We start from the raw sequence: 16,435 nt of genomic DNA, 5'->3' as shown, positions 1-16,435 counted from the left end.
ATCAGTTTGTAAAAAAAGATGAAAGTGTTCACAATGCTTAAATATTGGTATATCAACGTTACTTGAAATATACATAGATAAAACATAAAAATTGTTAAATAAAAAACAAGAAAACCCTTGCAAAGATAAGGTGCTGTGTTATACTAATCACGTAAAAACTGTTACATAAAACAGAAATTTAGGAGGTCCATACAATGGAGCAATGGAATGGATTTAAAGGTACCAAATGGAAAGAAGGCGTAGACACTAGAGACTTTATTCAAAACAACTACACTGAATATCGCGGTGATGACAGCTTTTTGGAAGGCCCAACAGAAGCAACAGAAAAATTATGGGATGAATTGCAAAAGCTGAATGATATCCAATTCGAACGTAACGGTGTTTATGATATGGACACAGAAATCGTTTCAACCATTACTTCCCACGATGCAGGCTATTTGGATAAAGATTTGGAAAAAATCGTCGGTCTACAGACAGACAAACCTTTGAAACAAGCATTCATGCCGTTCGGTGGAATCAATATGGCTAACAATGCGCTGAAAAGCAATGGCTATACACCAAACGATGAATTAACACATGTTTTCACTGACTGGCGCAAAACACATAATCAAGGGGTGTTTGATGCTTATACTGCTGAAATGCGTGCAGCTCGTAAAAACAAAATCATTACAGGGCTTCCAGACGCTTACGGTCGCGGACGTATCATCGGCGACTATCGTCGTGTGGCATTGTATGGAATCGACTATTTGATGGAACAAAAGAAAAAAGATCATGATATGACTGGTTATCATACGATGAGTGAAGAAGTGATTCGTTTACGTGAAGAAATCACTGAACAATATCGTGCATTAGCACAAATGAAAGAAATGGCTGCAAAATATGGCTATGATATCTCTAAACCAGCTGCAAATGCAAAAGAAGCTGTCCAATGGTTATACTTCGGTTATTTAGCAGCAATCAAATCACAAAACGGCGCTGCGATGTCAATCGGACGTATCTCAGCATTCCTTGATATCTATATCCAACGTGATTTGGATAATGGAGTAATCACAGAAAAAGAAGCGCAAGAATTGATCGATCACTTAGTAATGAAATTACGTATGGTCAAATTCGCGCGTACACCTGAATACAACCAATTATTCTCAGGATTCCCTATCTGGGCTACTTTATCCATTGCTGGTATGGGCTTAGATGGTCGTTCATTAGTGACGAAGAATGATTTCCGTCTGCTTCACACATTGACAAATATGGGACCTTCACCAGAACCAAACTTGACTGTTTTGTACTCTGAACACCTTCCAGAAGGATTCAGAACATATGCGAGCCGAATCGCTATCGAAAGTTCTTCGATTCAGTTCGAGAATGACAATCAGCTTCGTGAACAATGGGGTTCTGATGATTGTGCGATTGCTTGCTGTGTATCAGGAACAGTTGTTGGAAAAGACATGCAGTTCTTTGGTGCTCGTGCTAACTTGGCTAAAACACTATTATATGCTATCAATGGTGGGGTCGATGAAGTGACTGGCGCCCAAGTTGGACCAGAATATCGTCCAATCACATCAGAAGTACTAGATTTTGAAGAAGTGAAACATAACTTCATGAACATGATGGATTGGTTAGCAGAACTATATGTCAATACGTTGAACATCATTCATTACATGCATGATAAGTATTCTTATGAAGCAGCTCAGCTTGCCTTGATGGATTCTGACTTGCAACGCACATTTGCTACAGGTATTGCTGGAATCTCTCATGCGGCAGACAGCTTGTCAGCCATCAAATATGCAAAAGTAAAAGCAATCCGTAATGAAAAAGGAATAGCAGTTGATTTTGAAGTAGATGGCGACTTTCCTAAATACGGAAATGATGATGACCGTGCAGATGAATTAGTTTCATGGATCTTGGAATACTTCATGGGACAAATCAAACGTCATAAAACTTACCGCAACTCAAAACCAACAACTTCATTATTGACGATTACTTCAAATGTTGTTTACGGTAAAAATACAGGAAATACTCCTGATGGCCGTGAAGCTGGAAAACCACTTGCGCCAGGAGCAAACCCAAGTTACAATGCAGAACAAAGTGGGTTATTAGCCAGCCTGAACTCAACAGCTAAAATGAATTACGGTTGTGCATTGGATGGAATTTCAAATACCCAAACAATCAATCCTTCTGGTCTTGGAAAAGAACAAGATACAAGAATCGAAAACTTGCGTAATGTCTTAGACGGATACTTCTCAAAAGGCGCTTATCATTTGAATGTCAATGTATTCAGTAATGATCTATTACGTGATGCAATGGAAAATCCAATGAAATATCCGAACTTGACGATCCGGGTATCTGGTTATGCAGTTAAATTCCGTGACTTGACAAGAGAACAACAACTAGATGTCTTGATGAGAACTTCACACGACAGAATGTAAAAAGTTTGTGAAACAGCCTTTCGACTCAGTGCCGAAAGATCGTTAGATATCCTTCGCATCATAATCGAATGATCAGTATGCTTATTTGAAAGACACGATTTACAGGGGCAGGACATGTATGTTCCGTCCCTGTAAATTTTACACATAACGAAGCGGTGATTGCGAAAAATTTTGTTCAAAAAGCTTCGCTTCGACAGCTAACTTGTACTTAAAATGAAATCAAAGAAAAGATGTGAATTTAAATGGAAGAAAAAACAATCGGCTATGTTCATTCTATCGAAACTTTCGGTTCAGTAGACGGCCCTGGACTGCGCTTTGTCGTGTTTATGCAAGGATGCCGCATGCGTTGCCAATTCTGTCACAATCCTGATACTTGGAATATTGGCGGAGGGAAAGAGTACTCAGCAGATGAACTTTTAGATAAAGCGGAACGCTTCAGACCTTACTGGGGAGATAAAGGTGGTATTACTGTTAGTGGCGGAGAGCCTCTATTGCAGATCGATTTTTTGATCGAACTGTTTAAAAAAGCAAAAGAGCGGGAAATGCATACTACATTGGATACATGCGGAAAACCTTTTACGTATGAAGAACCCTTCTTCTCTCGTTTTCAAGAATTGATGAAGTATACAGACTTACTGTTATTTGATATCAAACACATCGATAATGAAGAGCATAAAAAACTAACGCATTGGGACAATGAAAATATTTTAGAAATGGCGCAATATTTGTCAAAAATCAACAAACCGGTTTGGATTCGCCATGTACTAGTCCCTGAGCGAAGTGATTATGATGAATATTTGATCCGACTAGACAACTTTATCCAAACCTTGTCAAATGTAGACAGGGTAGAGATCCTTCCTTACCATACGATGGGAAAATACAAGTGGGAAACACTTGGTTTGAAATATCCATTAGAAGGGATCGAACCACCTACAAAAGAACGTGTCGAAAATGCTAAACGATTGCTTCATACAGAAGAGTATACAAAATATTTAACGCGATAGAACGCATCGGAAAGAAGTTAAGTATTGCTTCTTTCCGTTTTTTTGCTATTATTAAATAGGAGAAATCACAAAGGAGCGAATGACATGTCAAAAATTTTAGTTTTTGGTCACCAAAATCCAGATACAGATGCAATTGGGGCAGCCATTGCCTTTTCACACTTGCAAAATGAATTAGGTAACGAAACAGAAGCAGTTGCTTTAGGTACACCTAACGAAGAAACACAATACGCATTAGACCACTTTCAACTATCTGCACCACGAGTAGTAGAGTCAGCTAAAGCAGAAAATGCCGATGTCATGCTTGTGGATCATAATGAATTCCAACAAAGTATTTCAGATATCAGCGAAGTAAATATTTTGGCTGTAGTAGACCACCATCGTATTGCAAACTTTGAAACAGCTAATCCATTGTACTATCGTGCAGAACCAGTTGGATGTACAAGTACGATCATTTTAAAACTATATAAAGAAAACCAAGTAACGATCCCTAAAGAAATTGCTGGGATCATGCTTTCAGCTATCATTTCAGATACATTGTTATTCAAATCGCCAACATGTACGCCTGAAGACGAAGCAGCTGCAAAGGAACTTGCAGCAATCGCTGAAGTAGATCTAACTGCCTATGGTCTTGAAATGTTGAAAGCCGGAACGAATCTAAGTGATAAATCAGCTGCGGTCCTTCTTGATTTGGATGCAAAAAGTTTCCCAATGGGCAGTTCCAATGTGCGTATCGCTCAAGTCAATACAGTGGACCTGAATGAAGTGATGGATCGACAAGCAGAACTAGAAGCAGCGATGGAAGAAGAAATGAAAGCAAATGGCTACGATTTATTCGTATTAGTTGTCACAAATATCTTAGACAGCGATTCAGAATTACTTGTTGCTGGTAAAGGTAAAGAAAAAGTAGAAGAAGCTTTCCAAACAACTTTGACCAATAACCGAGCTTTGCTTAAAGGTGTCGTTTCACGTAAAAAACAAGTCGTACCTCAGTTGACGGCTGTATTCAGCTAATCAAATGGTAGGATGAAGCATTCAAAGTGAATGGGATAAGCGATTGAATAAAAAGAAACACAGAACATACTAAAAGTCTAAGAAATGGAGGAGAATAACAGTCAAACATGACTCTTGTTCTTCCTCCTTTTTATGTAAAAGCCTTTTAAGTAAAATAAAATGGATAGAAAAGAGAACATATATGAACTATTATTATTCAAAAAATAAGGAAAATTTTTATCAAAAACTGACCGGTGATCCGCTTTTTTCTTTATTGACCGATTATCTATATGAACATCGAGAAAAAGAAACGATTCTAAGAGAATTGAAAAAAGAATTTCCGCAAAACAAATTTTCTCATTTTCTTGATTTATTGATCGATGCAGGATTAATCAAGAGAGAAGAACGAAGATATCATTTGAACTTTCCAATATTTGATCCCAACGATTACTTGCAACAAGCCACTTCGGCTGCTGAAACCATAGCCGACCAATTGAAGAGACTCTCTGTTGCTGAACAAAAATTAGCGATGGGAGAAGTTATTTGGGCGTATTGTTTTGAAGATGAACGAAAAGAAGCGTATTTTTATGGAGTAAGAAACAGCCGAGAGACAGAATTGCTGAGAACGACTGCTGGAAATCAGAAGTACCGTTTTATTACACTTTCCTCTAAAGAACACTTTCCGCTTACGTTGGCTAATTATTTTTTTATACAAAAGAATCAGCTTCCTGTAACGAAGGCATTCAAAGAATTAGCCGAACTTATTGGAGATGTAAATGAAGCGTACTTTTTTGATCAAATAGAAGTTATCGTTGACAGGATACGTAAAAATAAATATAAAAATCGTCGGCCTAGTATTTTCCATCAGTCACTACTTGTGACGGATACCATAAAGGAAGAAGAATCATTTACACTAGTATTGCCTATTGTCGAAAAAAACAATCTTGAGATCGAATTTCCAACATTGGATCCTTCATTGACAATGGAGGAAACGGCCTTTCTTAAACGACAAATCTTTTCTGAGCTGAGCAAGAAATTTATGCTGCATGCATTTTCTTATATCAAAGAATATGGAGCAATATAGAATAATATAGAACAGCTTTGGTGAGTAGAATCTAAGAGAGCAGTAAGCAAAAATCAGGTGTTTATACTTATAAAATACATTTTAAGTTGATCAACCTATTGAAAATGATACCCTTTTCATCTACAATGATATAAGAATTAAATATGTTTGATTTGCAGGGGGACGCTATGGCGTTGAGAAGGTAAAACCTGACCCTTTGAACCTGTTGGTTGATACCAGCGTAGGGAGCAAATGTCTTTTTTGTTGATACAAAAGGCATTCTTCTTACTTGAAGAATGCCTTTTTACTTTTTAAGGAGGGAAAAGTAGTGAAAAAAGTACTTAGTATTGCAGGATCAGATTGTAGTGGGGGAGCTGGTATACAAGCCGATTTAAAAACATTTTCGGCGCATGGTATTTATGGTATGTCTGTTATCACTTCTGTAGTTGCTGAAAATACGGCTAGAGTCATTTCCTATCAAAACATTTCACCGCAAATTATTAATGAACAAATGGATGCTGTTTTTGAAGATATTTTCCCAGAAGCTGTAAAAATTGGCATGCTCTCTTGTGAGGAAACAATGCTTGCTGTTACAGCCGGATTAAGAAAATGGCACCCTCATAATATTGTGGTTGATCCAGTGATGTATGCTAAAAATGGGGATGCTCTAATGGAACCAAAGGCAATTAATACGCTGATTGAATCAGTTCTTCCTTCAGCTACCCTAATCACACCGAATATTCTAGAAGCTGAAAAAATAGCTAGGTACTCAATTTCATCAGTAACTGATATGGAATCAGTTGGACGGATCATTTACGAAACTTGTGGTACTTCTGTTCTTATTAAAGGCGGACATAAAATAGGAGAAGCAACTGATGTTCTTTTTGATGGGAAACAGTACTATTACTACACGTCTGAACGAATCAATACTAAAAATACTCATGGTACAGGCTGTACCTTTTCTTCCGCTATCGCCGCTCAACTAGCTTTGGGAAAATCGTTGGACCAAGCTATACAACAAGCAAAAAAATATATCACGACTGCAATTCAGCATTCCTTAGAAATTGGCCAAGGTCACGGCCCAACCAATCATTTTTATTCACTATATAAAAACGGTCTGAAGGAGGAATGAGCAAATGAATACATTTATGCAAACTGCCATCCAGAAAGTTCGATTAAACGCTCCTTTGATTCATCACATAACAAACTATGTAACGGTCAATGATTGTGCTAACATCACCTTAGCAATTGGTGCTTTTCCTATCATGGCAGATGATGCACAGGAAGTGCTTGAAATAACTACGATGTCAAATGCATTAGTTCTAAATATCGGTACATTAAATGAACGTACAATTGTCTCTATGCTTCTTGCAGGAAAAAAAGCGAATGAATTTGGTATTCCAGTCATACTTGACCCTGTTGGAGCGGGAGCATCTCGATTTCGAAATGAAACAGTAAAAAAACTATTAAATGATATTCATTTTTCAGTTATTCGAGGAAATATATCTGAAATGTGTTTTTTAGCTGGATTGAAAAGTAACACTAAAGGTGTGGATGCTTCACTTGAGGATATAGGAAAAGAAAACGAAGTTGAGGAACTTGCTTTATCACTTGCTTCTTCTCATCAATGTATTACAGCCATTACAGGTAAAACAGATATTGTCTCTGATGGTATTCAAACCATTCAAGTTAAAAATGGTTGTTCTGAAATGAGCCGTATTACAGGAACTGGCTGCATGTTGACTTCTTTGATTGCGAGTTTCTGCGGTAGCTGTCCTAATTCTCTTTTTGAATCAACGACAAGTGCAGTGATTGCAATGGGCATAGCAGGTGAATTATCCTATGAAAAATCAAAAGAATTAGGAACAAGTAGCTTTCGAATGAATCTTATTGATGAAATCAGTAAAATGAGCGACCAGAAACTAGTACAGCGAGGTAAATATTTTGAAACTAAACATTGATTATCGTTTGTATTTAGTAACTGATCCACACTTATTCAGCACCAATACATTGACTGAAGCAATTGAACAAGCAATAGAAGGTGGTGTTACTTTAGTACAACTTCGAGAAAAAGAATTGGATTCCGGCCCATTTTATGAGGAAGCTCTAGAAATCAAACAACTAACAAAAAGCCAGAATATTCCTTTAATTATCAATGATCGTGTAGATATCGCTTTAGCGTGTGACGCTGATGGGATTCATATTGGTCAATCTGATTTGCCCATTGAAATCGTTCGAAAACTAATTGGAAAAGATAAAATAATCGGTGTTTCTGTCCAAACCCTTCAAGAAGCAATTGAAGCAGAAAACGGCGGTGCAGATTATCTAGGGATTGGTGCAATGTTTCCTACAACTACTAAAGAAGACGCGATTCAAGTAACAAATGATGAACTAAAAAAGATTTGTCAAAAAGTTTCTATTCCTATTGTATTAATTGGTGGAATAAACCAGCAAACAATTCCGTATTTTAAAGACTTTCCCATCCAAGGATTTGCGGTTGTTTCAGCTATATTAGCTAAAAATAAGATTAAAGAAGCTAGCCAAGAACTTTTACGATTAATTAATCAAACAATTTCTAGTTAACAAATATTATTTTCTAGTTACTTAACAAAAATTACTTTATTACCATATAAAGATAAAAAATCGGCCATTTAAAAAGAAAATGACAGGTAAGCATATAAGAGGGGGCTGTGACAAAAGACTTGTCACAGTCCCTTCTTATTTCTTAAAGCTGACCACTTCGGTCACAACCTCTTTTTAGTCAGGTTAAGACAATATTTTCTAGAGCATCAACTATTGCTGTAAAATGAATGATCAAATGATAACAGTATGATCGTTTCATGTTCTGTACATTGAGATAGACTTATAGTAGACCAACTATTTTAACGTAAATAACCGCCATTATTTAAGTCGAAAGTAGCACCGGTATAATGAGAACTTTCCTCTGAAAGTAAAAAATGGACAGTATCAGCAACATCTGACGGTAAAACTGGATCTTTGATTAGATGGTGCTGCTGGTATTCTTTCTTTCGCCATTCTGGAATGGTAGCCATCATTTCTGTATCTACCATTGTGGGAGCAACAGCATTTACTAAAACTTGTGGAGAAAAGCGTAAAGCCAAGCTTTTAGTCAAACCAAGCAAAGCTGCTTTGGATAAACCATATAAGGCATCTGAACTACCTTCTTGGCCAGAGATAGAAGAAATGTTAATTATTCTCCCTTGAGTTTCTTTATCTATAAGATGCTGAATGAAAAATTTTGAGAATATCGTAGCACCTTTAATATTTATTTGTAAAACTCGATCGATCGCAGATTCATCGTAGTCCAATAAACTTAATGCATTGTATACACCTGCATTATTAACTAAGCCGTAAAGTGATTGAGCCGAAATGTTTGTAAAAAAACTTTCTACAGCTTGATAATCAGTCACATCAACGCAAGCGAGTGTAAGATTTGGATGGGAAGAAAAATTCCCTAGCTTATCTTTATTATTATCAACAGCAATAACTTGATAACCAGCCTTTAACAAACGATTCGTAAGTGCTTGGCCGATTCCACCAGCTGCTCCAGTTATGATTACTTTTTTCATTATTTTCCCTCCAAGTGATAGATGAACATGTTTGTTTCTAGAATAACTATTTCTTACTATACAACTTAAATTGTTTTTCGTATAGATGAATTATATTTTGTTATATTTTTAAGTGAAAAAAGAAATTAACTTTGATTCAAACAAATTGATTTTTTATGTGAGTTATTGGTGAAGGCTACTATTTCTACACAGAAAAAGTGATAAGGGTTATTTTATTATTTAAATTCGGGAAATGTTTTTCAGTTATCATAACAAGTGTTATAATACATGAGAATTGACAGTTTTTTGAAAGAGGTTCTTATAGCGACAAGCAAAAAAGTTAAAAAAAGATAATTGTTGATCAATTGAGACCTCTGATTGATCAGTAGACTAACTATAAATTTAGGAGAATAACATGCGAGAGAGTGTATCTTTAAAAACAATTTCAGAAGAAGATTTGAGAGATATTTGGGAAATCAGTTTTGGACCAAAAGCAGATTTGGAATGGATGAAGTTCAACGGCCCCTATTTTAAAGACCCAGTACAAACATGGACAGAATTTTCTACAGGATATGGGCGATCACTTATCAATAGTCCAATGAGCAAGGCTATAATGTTTGATCATAAGATAGTAGGATTGGTTACTTCCTATTGGGCTGATTCTAATTTAAAACAATGGTTAGAAGTTGGGATCTCGATATATGATTCTAGCATTTGGGGCAAGGGAATCGGAAGTATTTCTCTTTCTTTATGGTTAAAAGAATTATTTGAGTATTTTGCCTATCTACCACATATTGGATTCACTACATGGTCTGGAAACAAAGGAATGCAAAAAATTGGTGAGAAATGTGGAATGACAAAGGAAGGAGTCATAAGAAAAGTTAGGTTTTTAAATAATCAATATTATGATTCAGTCAAGTATGGCATTCTAAGGGAAGAACTAGCCGATTAGATTAGGAAGTCCATTTGGTGATCCAGAATCACTCAGAAACGAATGGTAAGTCATTATTAATCATCTATCCAATCTTGGGTATTTTTTTAGATTGAAGTGTTTAAAACTAAAAAAGCATTTATGAAGTCGTAATAGTCAGGCTTCAAAATGCTTTTTATTTTGTTTCTTTTTTCTTTGCCACATAAATACACCTAGACTGACGATGAAGAGCATATCCAACAGATTTCCTGCGACTTGGATCGTCGAAGGGTTGGCCAATGGTATCAAAGCAAGGACAAAAAAGGAAAACAAGCTGTAGATAAAACATGTGACAGGAACTAATCGAAAGAAGAGTGGACATTTCAATTGGCTAAAAATTAGTGAAAAAATAAAATAGGTGAAAATAGATAAAATCACGACTAAACCATTCATGATAAAGAAGAAAAGCGTATTGTGATTAAACGAATAAAAAAGGATAGCTAAAAAAGAAAACGTTTTAAATGCAATCAATACACCTGAAGCTTCATTTAACGTACCAGGATGTCGATGAAAAAAATAGGCACCGAAATACACAGAAAACATCAAGCCGCATAGAGAAGATAGAATCAAAAAAAACGGATTTTCTTCGGTTTCTGTAATATCAGAATGATCCAAAAGCAACCAGCCTAATGCACTAGAAGGCGCATGTGAGGTCTTAACGTACGAATAACATAGAAAAAATAAAATCGTCAAAGTTGCAAAAAAAGAGCCTAAATGTAAAAAATTAGTTGTTTTACGTTGAATTTCCATAATATCTCCAAATTAAATTGATAAGTATATAAAGTATAATAACAAATCAATGAGTATATGTCGATGTTTTTTAATCAAAATTATAAATAAAAACTGTCGAACATCTAAAATTTAATTTATATGTTCGACAGTTTTTTAGTTTGTGAGTTATTTTCCTTGTCTTTTTCTTACTTTTTTAGTCCAAAAACCACCTGAAATATATTTTGGTTCATATGAGATGATGAAAGCACGCTCTTCAATTTCTTTGATCAGACGATACAGTTCACGTTCGCTTTTTCTAGGAGAAAGTATTTCCAGGACCAGTCGCTCGCCTTCTAGACCCATTGCAGAAGTTTGTGTCACACCGTAACCGTGTTCTCTCAGTATACCAGGCAAACTTTTATCTTCCGCGCTATTTGCTGGCAAAATCGTTGTGACCATGATGTATCCTAATGCCAGCTTGTCTTCAATCAAAATCCCAACACTGATACCTACTGCGTAACCTAACGCATAGACAAACAAATTCAGCGGATTATCTAAACGATCCAATACAAGAGATAGCCCCACGATATAGATCGTGATCTCAACCATACTGACAAGGGGAGCAATCAGCCGGTAGCCTTTCATTGTCAGCATAAAACGTAACGTGTTCAAAGTGATATAAGCAAAATTGATGAGGAAGATCATCCCCAACATTTTAGGATCAATCATTTGTAAAACTCCTTTCATTTGTATAACAACAATATCAAAAAAAATCGTAAGTGAAGAAAAATTGAAACTTTATTGGTACCAAAAAATGATAAAATGATTATAATAGAATTATAAAGATAGGTTAGGTGATTAAAATGAAAACGGTCAATCGAGTGTTTTGTGCCAGCCACGTGCTCAGTCTCCTTCTCAGTATATACTTAGGTGTCTATGCGATTCAACAGCCAATTGATGTAGAGAACATTGTTTTTCAGATGTCGCTGACAGATGGTTTGATTCTAAGCGTTTTTTTCTTTTTGATACTATTTATTGGTAATATTTTCGGTAGCGTTGCCAGTTTTTTGAATTTCTCTATTTATCCTCTCCTTTCGCTAGCATTAGGAGTGGTGGGGCTTTGTTCCCTATTCTTATTTCCTGAGCCATTCAGTCCTGCATTTATATTATTTGGTATACTGAACCTGTTCCAGACGACTGTCGGATCATGGTTGCTATGGCGATCAGGAAATTTAATGAAAATAGGTGAGTAACCATTGAATCCAATTATATTGAAACGTTCTGTCAATCAAATTCCAGTGTTAGAGGTTGTCCTGAAAGAATTAAGAGAAGAACGGATTCCCGTTGTTATCTATTATCACGGATGGCAGACAAGTAAGGAGTTAGTTTTGACACAAGGAAGGAAAATTGCACAGCAAGGTATTCGTGTGATCCTGCCAGATGCGATGAATCATGGGGAACGCAAACAGCCAATTTCTTCTATTCCATCCTATACATTTTGGGATAGTATCTACGGGAACTTGTTTGAGTTTGACACGCTTATCAAGCATTTAGAAAAAAGAGATCTTTTACATGATCGGCTTGCAGTTGGCGGGGTTTCGATGGGTGGAATGACAACATGCGCGTTGCTAGCTAAGCATCCTCATATAGCAGCAGGTGTATGTTTGATGGGTTCTCCTGCACCTCTGGAATATGGGAAAGAAATCGCAAGAAGAGCGTCAGAATACAATTATATCTTGCCAAAAGACTATTTTGATTTGATCTCGTGGGTCAAGAGTTATGATTTATCATTGCAGCCGGAAAAGTTAGCTGGACGCCCTCTGTTCTTTTGGCATGGACAAGCAGATGAAAAGATTCCTTATATACAAACGGAAATATTTGTAGAAAAAAACCGACATGAGCCTTACGGAAAAGAAATTGTTTTTCGTTCCTCCAAAACACAGCGACACATGGTACAAATACCACTGATGGAGGAAGCTTCCGCTTTTTTAGCAAAGAATTTGATAAAAAAATAGAAATAGCTGAATCGGAAAATCACTTAAGGAGGATAGGAGATTTTCTGATTTTTCTTTTGGGCTATAATGAACCCTGTTAGGAAAATTTGGTATAATTGGTAGTAAGAACGACAACATGTTAGAAAGGAAGAGAGCATGCCCACTTTAGCAGATGTTGCAAAACGTGCCAATGTTTCAAAAATGACGGTTTCTCGAGTCATCAATCATCCGGAACAGGTGACGGATGAATTGAAAGAGTTAGTTTTCTCAGCAATGGCTGAACTGGATTACCGCCCAAATATTGCTGCAAAAGCACTTGTCACGAATCGGTCACAGATCATCAAATTATTTATACTGGAAGAAATCGACACCACTGAGCCATATTACATGAATTTGCTGATGGGGATCGCTAAACGGATCGGAAAAGCGCATTATTCTCTCCAACTAGTTACAAATGACGCATTCGATGTCGGTTCTTGTGATGGATACATCATCACAGGTGTCAGAAAAAAAGACTTCGATTGGATTGACCGCTTGGAAAAACCAGTTGTTTTGTTTGGAGAAAATTGTGAAGGATATGACTATGTAGACAGCGATAATGAATATGGTACAGCAAAAGCAACGCAATATGCCTTAGAAAGAGATTACCAAACAATTATTTATATCGGGATCGAAGTGGACGAATCGTTTGAGCTTTCAAGGGAAGCTGGTTACTTATCTGTGATGAAGGAAGCTGATCTTCCAAGTAAGATCTTGCGATTTCCAAATCATTCGACAGAAGTAGAAAGATATATGATAGAAAACTGGGCAGGTTTCACCGATAAAACTTGTTTTGTATGCAGCTCAGATCGACTGGCACTAGGAGCGGTAAGAGGAATTGTAAATGCTGGTGGGCGCTTGCCGGAAGAATTTGGTGTGATCGGCTTTGATGGTGTGTTTTTAGACCAAATCAGTTCGCCTAAATTGACAACGATCAAGCAAGATATTATCCGTATGGGGGAAGTATGCGGGGAAATGTTGCTGAAAAAAATAGAAGAGAAAGGGGCAAGTCAAGGTTATCGTCGTTTTTTCCCTGAACTAGTCATCAGAGAAACGACAAATTAAGCCTCGTTACTTTTTATATATTTATGAAATTCATCGCTATTTTCTTAAAATAATCAGCGCATTGCTACTGAAAACAAAAAATCTGTGCTATTATTGAGAAAAGTTCCATTTTTGAGAAGGATGGTTTGAATGAAAGAAATCAGACGAAAACATTTCCGTTTTCCTGCGTACGATGACGAGTTAGGCGTAAAATTAACCAGCGAGAAGAAGCGGGTATTATTTGACGGACAGGAAGATCTTTTGACTGAACAGAATCAGCACCCGTTTGAACAAATGAAAGAATTCCATTTCACGAACACAAACACTGAACAGGTCCGACGCAAGCGCCGTGCAACAAATGGATTGAAGTCAGCTCCGCGTAAGGAAAATTTGGAAAAGCATAAAGAAAAATTACCGGATTATACTGGACATCATCAATCAGAACTCACGTCGACTGGACGGAAAAAACTTTTTGGTGAGTCTTCTCGTCCTGTCAGGCAAAGTGAAACGAGGACAGAGTCTCGAAATACTATGAGAAATTCATCTGTGGACACAAAGGTACGGGAACGTTCTTATTTTGTTCCTAAATATGTACCTGCATCCATTATTCCAGACCCTAGAGAAAGTAAAATTTCTGAAGAGCATTTGATTGAATCAATGAAAAAAACAGATGACTCTTATCTGTTGTTTGATACAGAACCAACGCCTTATCAAGAAAAAAGAAATGATGAGCCGTCTGTACGCACGTTCAATCGAACAAAAACATTAGAAGAAACAAAGCAGTCAGAAGAAAAAAAATCGAAAAAAAGCCATGGTATCTTAGAACGTTCACTGCAAGGGCTGATTGACGATCAGGGAAATTCTTTAGGAGAGAATAGCTATTTTAAATAAGACAAAGACAACCTTGTATTATGTTATAGTGAGGAAGGAAACGCTGCGGCGTTTCTTTTTTTATACTCTACTCGAAAGATTATATCGTAATCTAATCTTTTTTTTCCTTAGCTGATGTTTTCTGCCGTGAGCAAGAGGAGAAAGGGTGAAGAGTAAAAAACAAACTATTTTCACAGATTGTCTGCAAAAATAGTCTGTTTTCATATTTTTATAAAAAATTTTATTGAAAGAATATACGTTGTGGTTTACATAATGATTTTTCAGTAAAGTGAATAAAATAGTAAAAATAAGAATCAGTGCTCTAACTGTTCAAGAGGATCAAGTGGTTCAAATGTTTCTGTGGTCTGTTTTGCTTCCAATTGGGGCAAAACAGGTCCAATTTCCAGATACTTCACTTTATTCAATGTATAAGATAGAATAGAACAGCTAAGCAATGTATACAGAAAATGTGTGAGATCCAAATAAAGCAAGGAGACAACTAAAATACCAAAAGTGATCAAGAAAAGACTTTTGCCAATCTTAATATGAAAATATTTTTCAATGGCTTGATAAATGATATCTGTTCCGCCTGTGCTTCCGCCAAATCGAAAGACGAGACCGCAACCAATGCCAGAAAGAATCCCGGTCATCAAACTATTGATCAGTAGACTATCTACAGCAAAATGTATATGAAGGCTTTCCCATAAATGTAAAAAGAAAACCAGCGCAAATGTTCCGACGATCGTCCGAAGAAAAGCGTGTTTTCCAAAAAGAAACAATGAGATAAGCAGTAAAGGTAAATTAAAAAGCAGCGAAGTGATAGAAGGCGCGAATCCAAAAAGATTATGCAAGAGCAAAGCAATACCAGTAACACCACCGTCTGCCAGTTTAGATGGAATATTGATGCCTGTCACAGCCAATCCATAGATCCCTGCGCCTAAAATGATTCCGCACAATTCTGTCATTAAATTTAATTTTTTCATTTCTAGCCTCTTTTCTTTTGAAAATTTTCAGCAACCTCTTCATTATACTGACTTATACTCTTTCTTCAAGAGGAAAATGAAAAAAAATTATTTTTGGTTGTTTCTTCCAAATTATCAAAAAGGAGTGGAAAAATGCGAGCAGCAGACTTATTGACAATTCTTACAAAATCACCCAAAAAAACAGATTATCAAGGTGTTTTTTTGGCTCAAGACCAAAAACTGATTCCTGTGACAAGAATCCAGATAAATGAATCGTATCAATTCATCTTTGTGTTTGAACAAGGCAAAGCACCACTTGCTATGAAAGAGATTTTTCTTTTTTTGATGAAGAACCGTGAAAAAGCTGTTTATTATCAGTCAAAAGAAGAACTCATTCCGCTTTATGGAGTGAAAGAGATAGAAAATAAAGTGGTGATATAAGTAAAAATAAGAAAACAAGACGTTTATGATGCCAAAACAACCGTTTTTTACATTTTTGGCAAAAAAGTGTCATGATGCAGTATAATACTTGTTGAACAGGCCAATAAAGGTGTTCTCCCCCACGAGATTTCTACTTTATTGGCTGTTTCTTTTTATTTAAAAGAAAAGTTGTATATGAAAAAAGATACGGTTGATTCCGAGTGATCATTTCGTATAGATGTATTGGATTTTCGTTGTGAAGAAACGAAAACCAATAAATCTATACGATTTTGCTGCTCGGATTCTTTTTTTATCCGCATATTTAGAGGTGATATTTCTATTAATTACTGACGCCTAGTAGGGTTAAGGCAAG

17 protein-coding genes and 1 riboswitch are annotated in these 16,435 nt (G+C 36.4%); of the genes, 13 read left to right on the top strand and 4 right to left on the bottom strand.

Translation table 11 applies throughout. The features are described 5' to 3' along the window. The first annotated feature begins 194 nt into the window (after window positions 1-194). From pflB to thiE, 7 genes are all read left to right on the top strand, one after another. Entirely contained in the window at window positions 195-2,426 is a 2,232-nt protein-coding gene (gene pflB / locus IGJ53_RS08845) for a formate C-acetyltransferase (protein ID WP_002372302.1), read from the top strand. 242 nt (window positions 2,427-2,668) lie between these two features. After that, window positions 2,669-3,430, top strand: coding sequence for a pyruvate formate-lyase-activating protein (pflA, locus tag IGJ53_RS08840; RefSeq protein WP_002290235.1), 762 nt, complete (start codon window positions 2,669-2,671; stop codon window positions 3,428-3,430). A gap of 84 nt (window positions 3,431-3,514) precedes the next feature. Next, the gene (locus IGJ53_RS08835; RefSeq protein ID WP_002372303.1) at window positions 3,515-4,441 is read left to right on the top strand and encodes a manganese-dependent inorganic pyrophosphatase; all 927 of its coding nucleotides are present in this window, start codon (window positions 3,515-3,517) and stop codon (window positions 4,439-4,441) included. 181 nt (window positions 4,442-4,622) lie between these two features. Next, on the top strand, window positions 4,623-5,504 hold the full coding sequence (locus tag IGJ53_RS08830; protein WP_010732766.1) for a DUF1803 domain-containing protein: 882 nt from the start codon (window positions 4,623-4,625) through the stop codon (window positions 5,502-5,504). A gap of 146 nt (window positions 5,505-5,650) precedes the next feature. Beyond that, a riboswitch (TPP riboswitch) is annotated at window positions 5,651-5,748 on the top strand. A gap of 63 nt (window positions 5,749-5,811) precedes the next feature. Continuing rightward, a complete protein-coding gene (thiD, locus tag IGJ53_RS08825) occupies window positions 5,812-6,615 on the top strand; it encodes a bifunctional hydroxymethylpyrimidine kinase/phosphomethylpyrimidine kinase (RefSeq protein ID WP_010732765.1) in 804 nt (267 codons plus the stop codon). 4 nt (window positions 6,616-6,619) lie between these two features. Beyond that, window positions 6,620-7,444, top strand: coding sequence for a hydroxyethylthiazole kinase (thiM, locus tag IGJ53_RS08820; RefSeq protein WP_010732764.1), 825 nt, complete (start codon window positions 6,620-6,622; stop codon window positions 7,442-7,444). Next, window positions 7,428-8,066 carry a thiamine phosphate synthase gene (gene thiE, locus IGJ53_RS08815; RefSeq protein WP_259741751.1) on the top strand — a complete coding sequence of 213 codons (639 nt, stop codon included), beginning with the start codon at window positions 7,428-7,430 and terminating at the stop codon, window positions 8,064-8,066. The genes thiM and thiE overlap by 17 nt, the downstream gene beginning before the upstream one ends. Before the next feature lie 299 nt (window positions 8,067-8,365). Here thiE and IGJ53_RS08810 read toward each other — a convergent pair whose 3' ends face one another. Next, on the bottom strand, window positions 8,366-9,073 hold the full coding sequence (locus IGJ53_RS08810) for an SDR family NAD(P)-dependent oxidoreductase (RefSeq protein WP_002372319.1): 708 nt from the start codon (window positions 9,071-9,073) through the stop codon (window positions 8,366-8,368). Between the two features lie 394 nt (window positions 9,074-9,467). Here IGJ53_RS08810 and IGJ53_RS08805 point away from each other — a divergent pair, with 394 nt between their 5' ends. Further along, entirely contained in the window at window positions 9,468-10,004 is a 537-nt protein-coding gene (locus tag IGJ53_RS08805) for a GNAT family N-acetyltransferase (RefSeq protein ID WP_002372320.1), read from the top strand. A gap of 135 nt (window positions 10,005-10,139) precedes the next feature. Here IGJ53_RS08805 and IGJ53_RS08800 read toward each other — a convergent pair whose 3' ends face one another. Both IGJ53_RS08800 and IGJ53_RS08795 read right to left on the bottom strand, forming a co-directional pair. Then, window positions 10,140-10,772, bottom strand: a complete 633-nt coding sequence (locus IGJ53_RS08800) for a hypothetical protein (protein WP_002372322.1) — start codon at window positions 10,770-10,772, stop codon at window positions 10,140-10,142. A 147-nt stretch (window positions 10,773-10,919) separates the two neighbouring features. Beyond that, window positions 10,920-11,462 carry a DUF2179 domain-containing protein gene (locus tag IGJ53_RS08795; RefSeq protein ID WP_002289260.1) on the bottom strand — a complete coding sequence of 181 codons (543 nt, stop codon included), beginning with the start codon at window positions 11,460-11,462 and terminating at the stop codon, window positions 10,920-10,922. 134 nt (window positions 11,463-11,596) lie between these two features. Between IGJ53_RS08795 and IGJ53_RS08790 the strand changes: the two genes are divergently transcribed. The 4 genes from IGJ53_RS08790 (at window position 11,597) to IGJ53_RS08775 (ending at window position 14,701) form a co-directional block, all read left to right on the top strand. Then, window positions 11,597-11,986 (top strand): hypothetical protein, encoded by a 390-nt coding sequence (locus IGJ53_RS08790; RefSeq protein ID WP_002290241.1) that lies wholly within the window; start codon window positions 11,597-11,599, stop codon window positions 11,984-11,986. A 3-nt stretch (window positions 11,987-11,989) separates the two neighbouring features. Then, window positions 11,990-12,748 carry an alpha/beta fold hydrolase gene (locus tag IGJ53_RS08785; protein ID WP_010732761.1) on the top strand — a complete coding sequence of 253 codons (759 nt, stop codon included), beginning with the start codon at window positions 11,990-11,992 and terminating at the stop codon, window positions 12,746-12,748. A gap of 135 nt (window positions 12,749-12,883) precedes the next feature. Then, the gene (locus IGJ53_RS08780; RefSeq protein WP_002309535.1) at window positions 12,884-13,831 is read left to right on the top strand and encodes a LacI family DNA-binding transcriptional regulator; all 948 of its coding nucleotides are present in this window, start codon (window positions 12,884-12,886) and stop codon (window positions 13,829-13,831) included. 129 nt (window positions 13,832-13,960) lie between these two features. Further along, on the top strand, window positions 13,961-14,701 hold the full coding sequence (locus IGJ53_RS08775) for a hypothetical protein (protein ID WP_002372330.1): 741 nt from the start codon (window positions 13,961-13,963) through the stop codon (window positions 14,699-14,701). A 293-nt stretch (window positions 14,702-14,994) separates the two neighbouring features. On the opposite strand, the gene IGJ53_RS08770 is transcribed toward IGJ53_RS08775, so the two are convergent. After that, window positions 14,995-15,663: a YitT family protein gene (locus IGJ53_RS08770; protein WP_010732760.1), complete on the bottom strand. Its 669-nt coding sequence runs from the start codon at window positions 15,661-15,663 to the stop codon at window positions 14,995-14,997. Window positions 15,664-15,795: 132 nt separating this feature from the next. On the opposite strand from IGJ53_RS08770, the gene IGJ53_RS08765 reads away from it, so the two are divergent. Beyond that, window positions 15,796-16,083 (top strand): hypothetical protein, encoded by a 288-nt coding sequence (locus IGJ53_RS08765; protein WP_002309528.1) that lies wholly within the window; start codon window positions 15,796-15,798, stop codon window positions 16,081-16,083. Window positions 16,084-16,435: the final 352 nt, after the last annotated feature.

The organism is Enterococcus sp. DIV1283b, assembly GCF_051710965.1.
Taxonomy (GTDB): domain Bacteria; phylum Bacillota; class Bacilli; order Lactobacillales; family Enterococcaceae; genus Enterococcus_B; species Enterococcus_B lactis.
The sequence above is the reverse complement of the archived record's forward strand: the minus strand, read 5'-3'. Positions and strand labels throughout refer to the sequence as shown.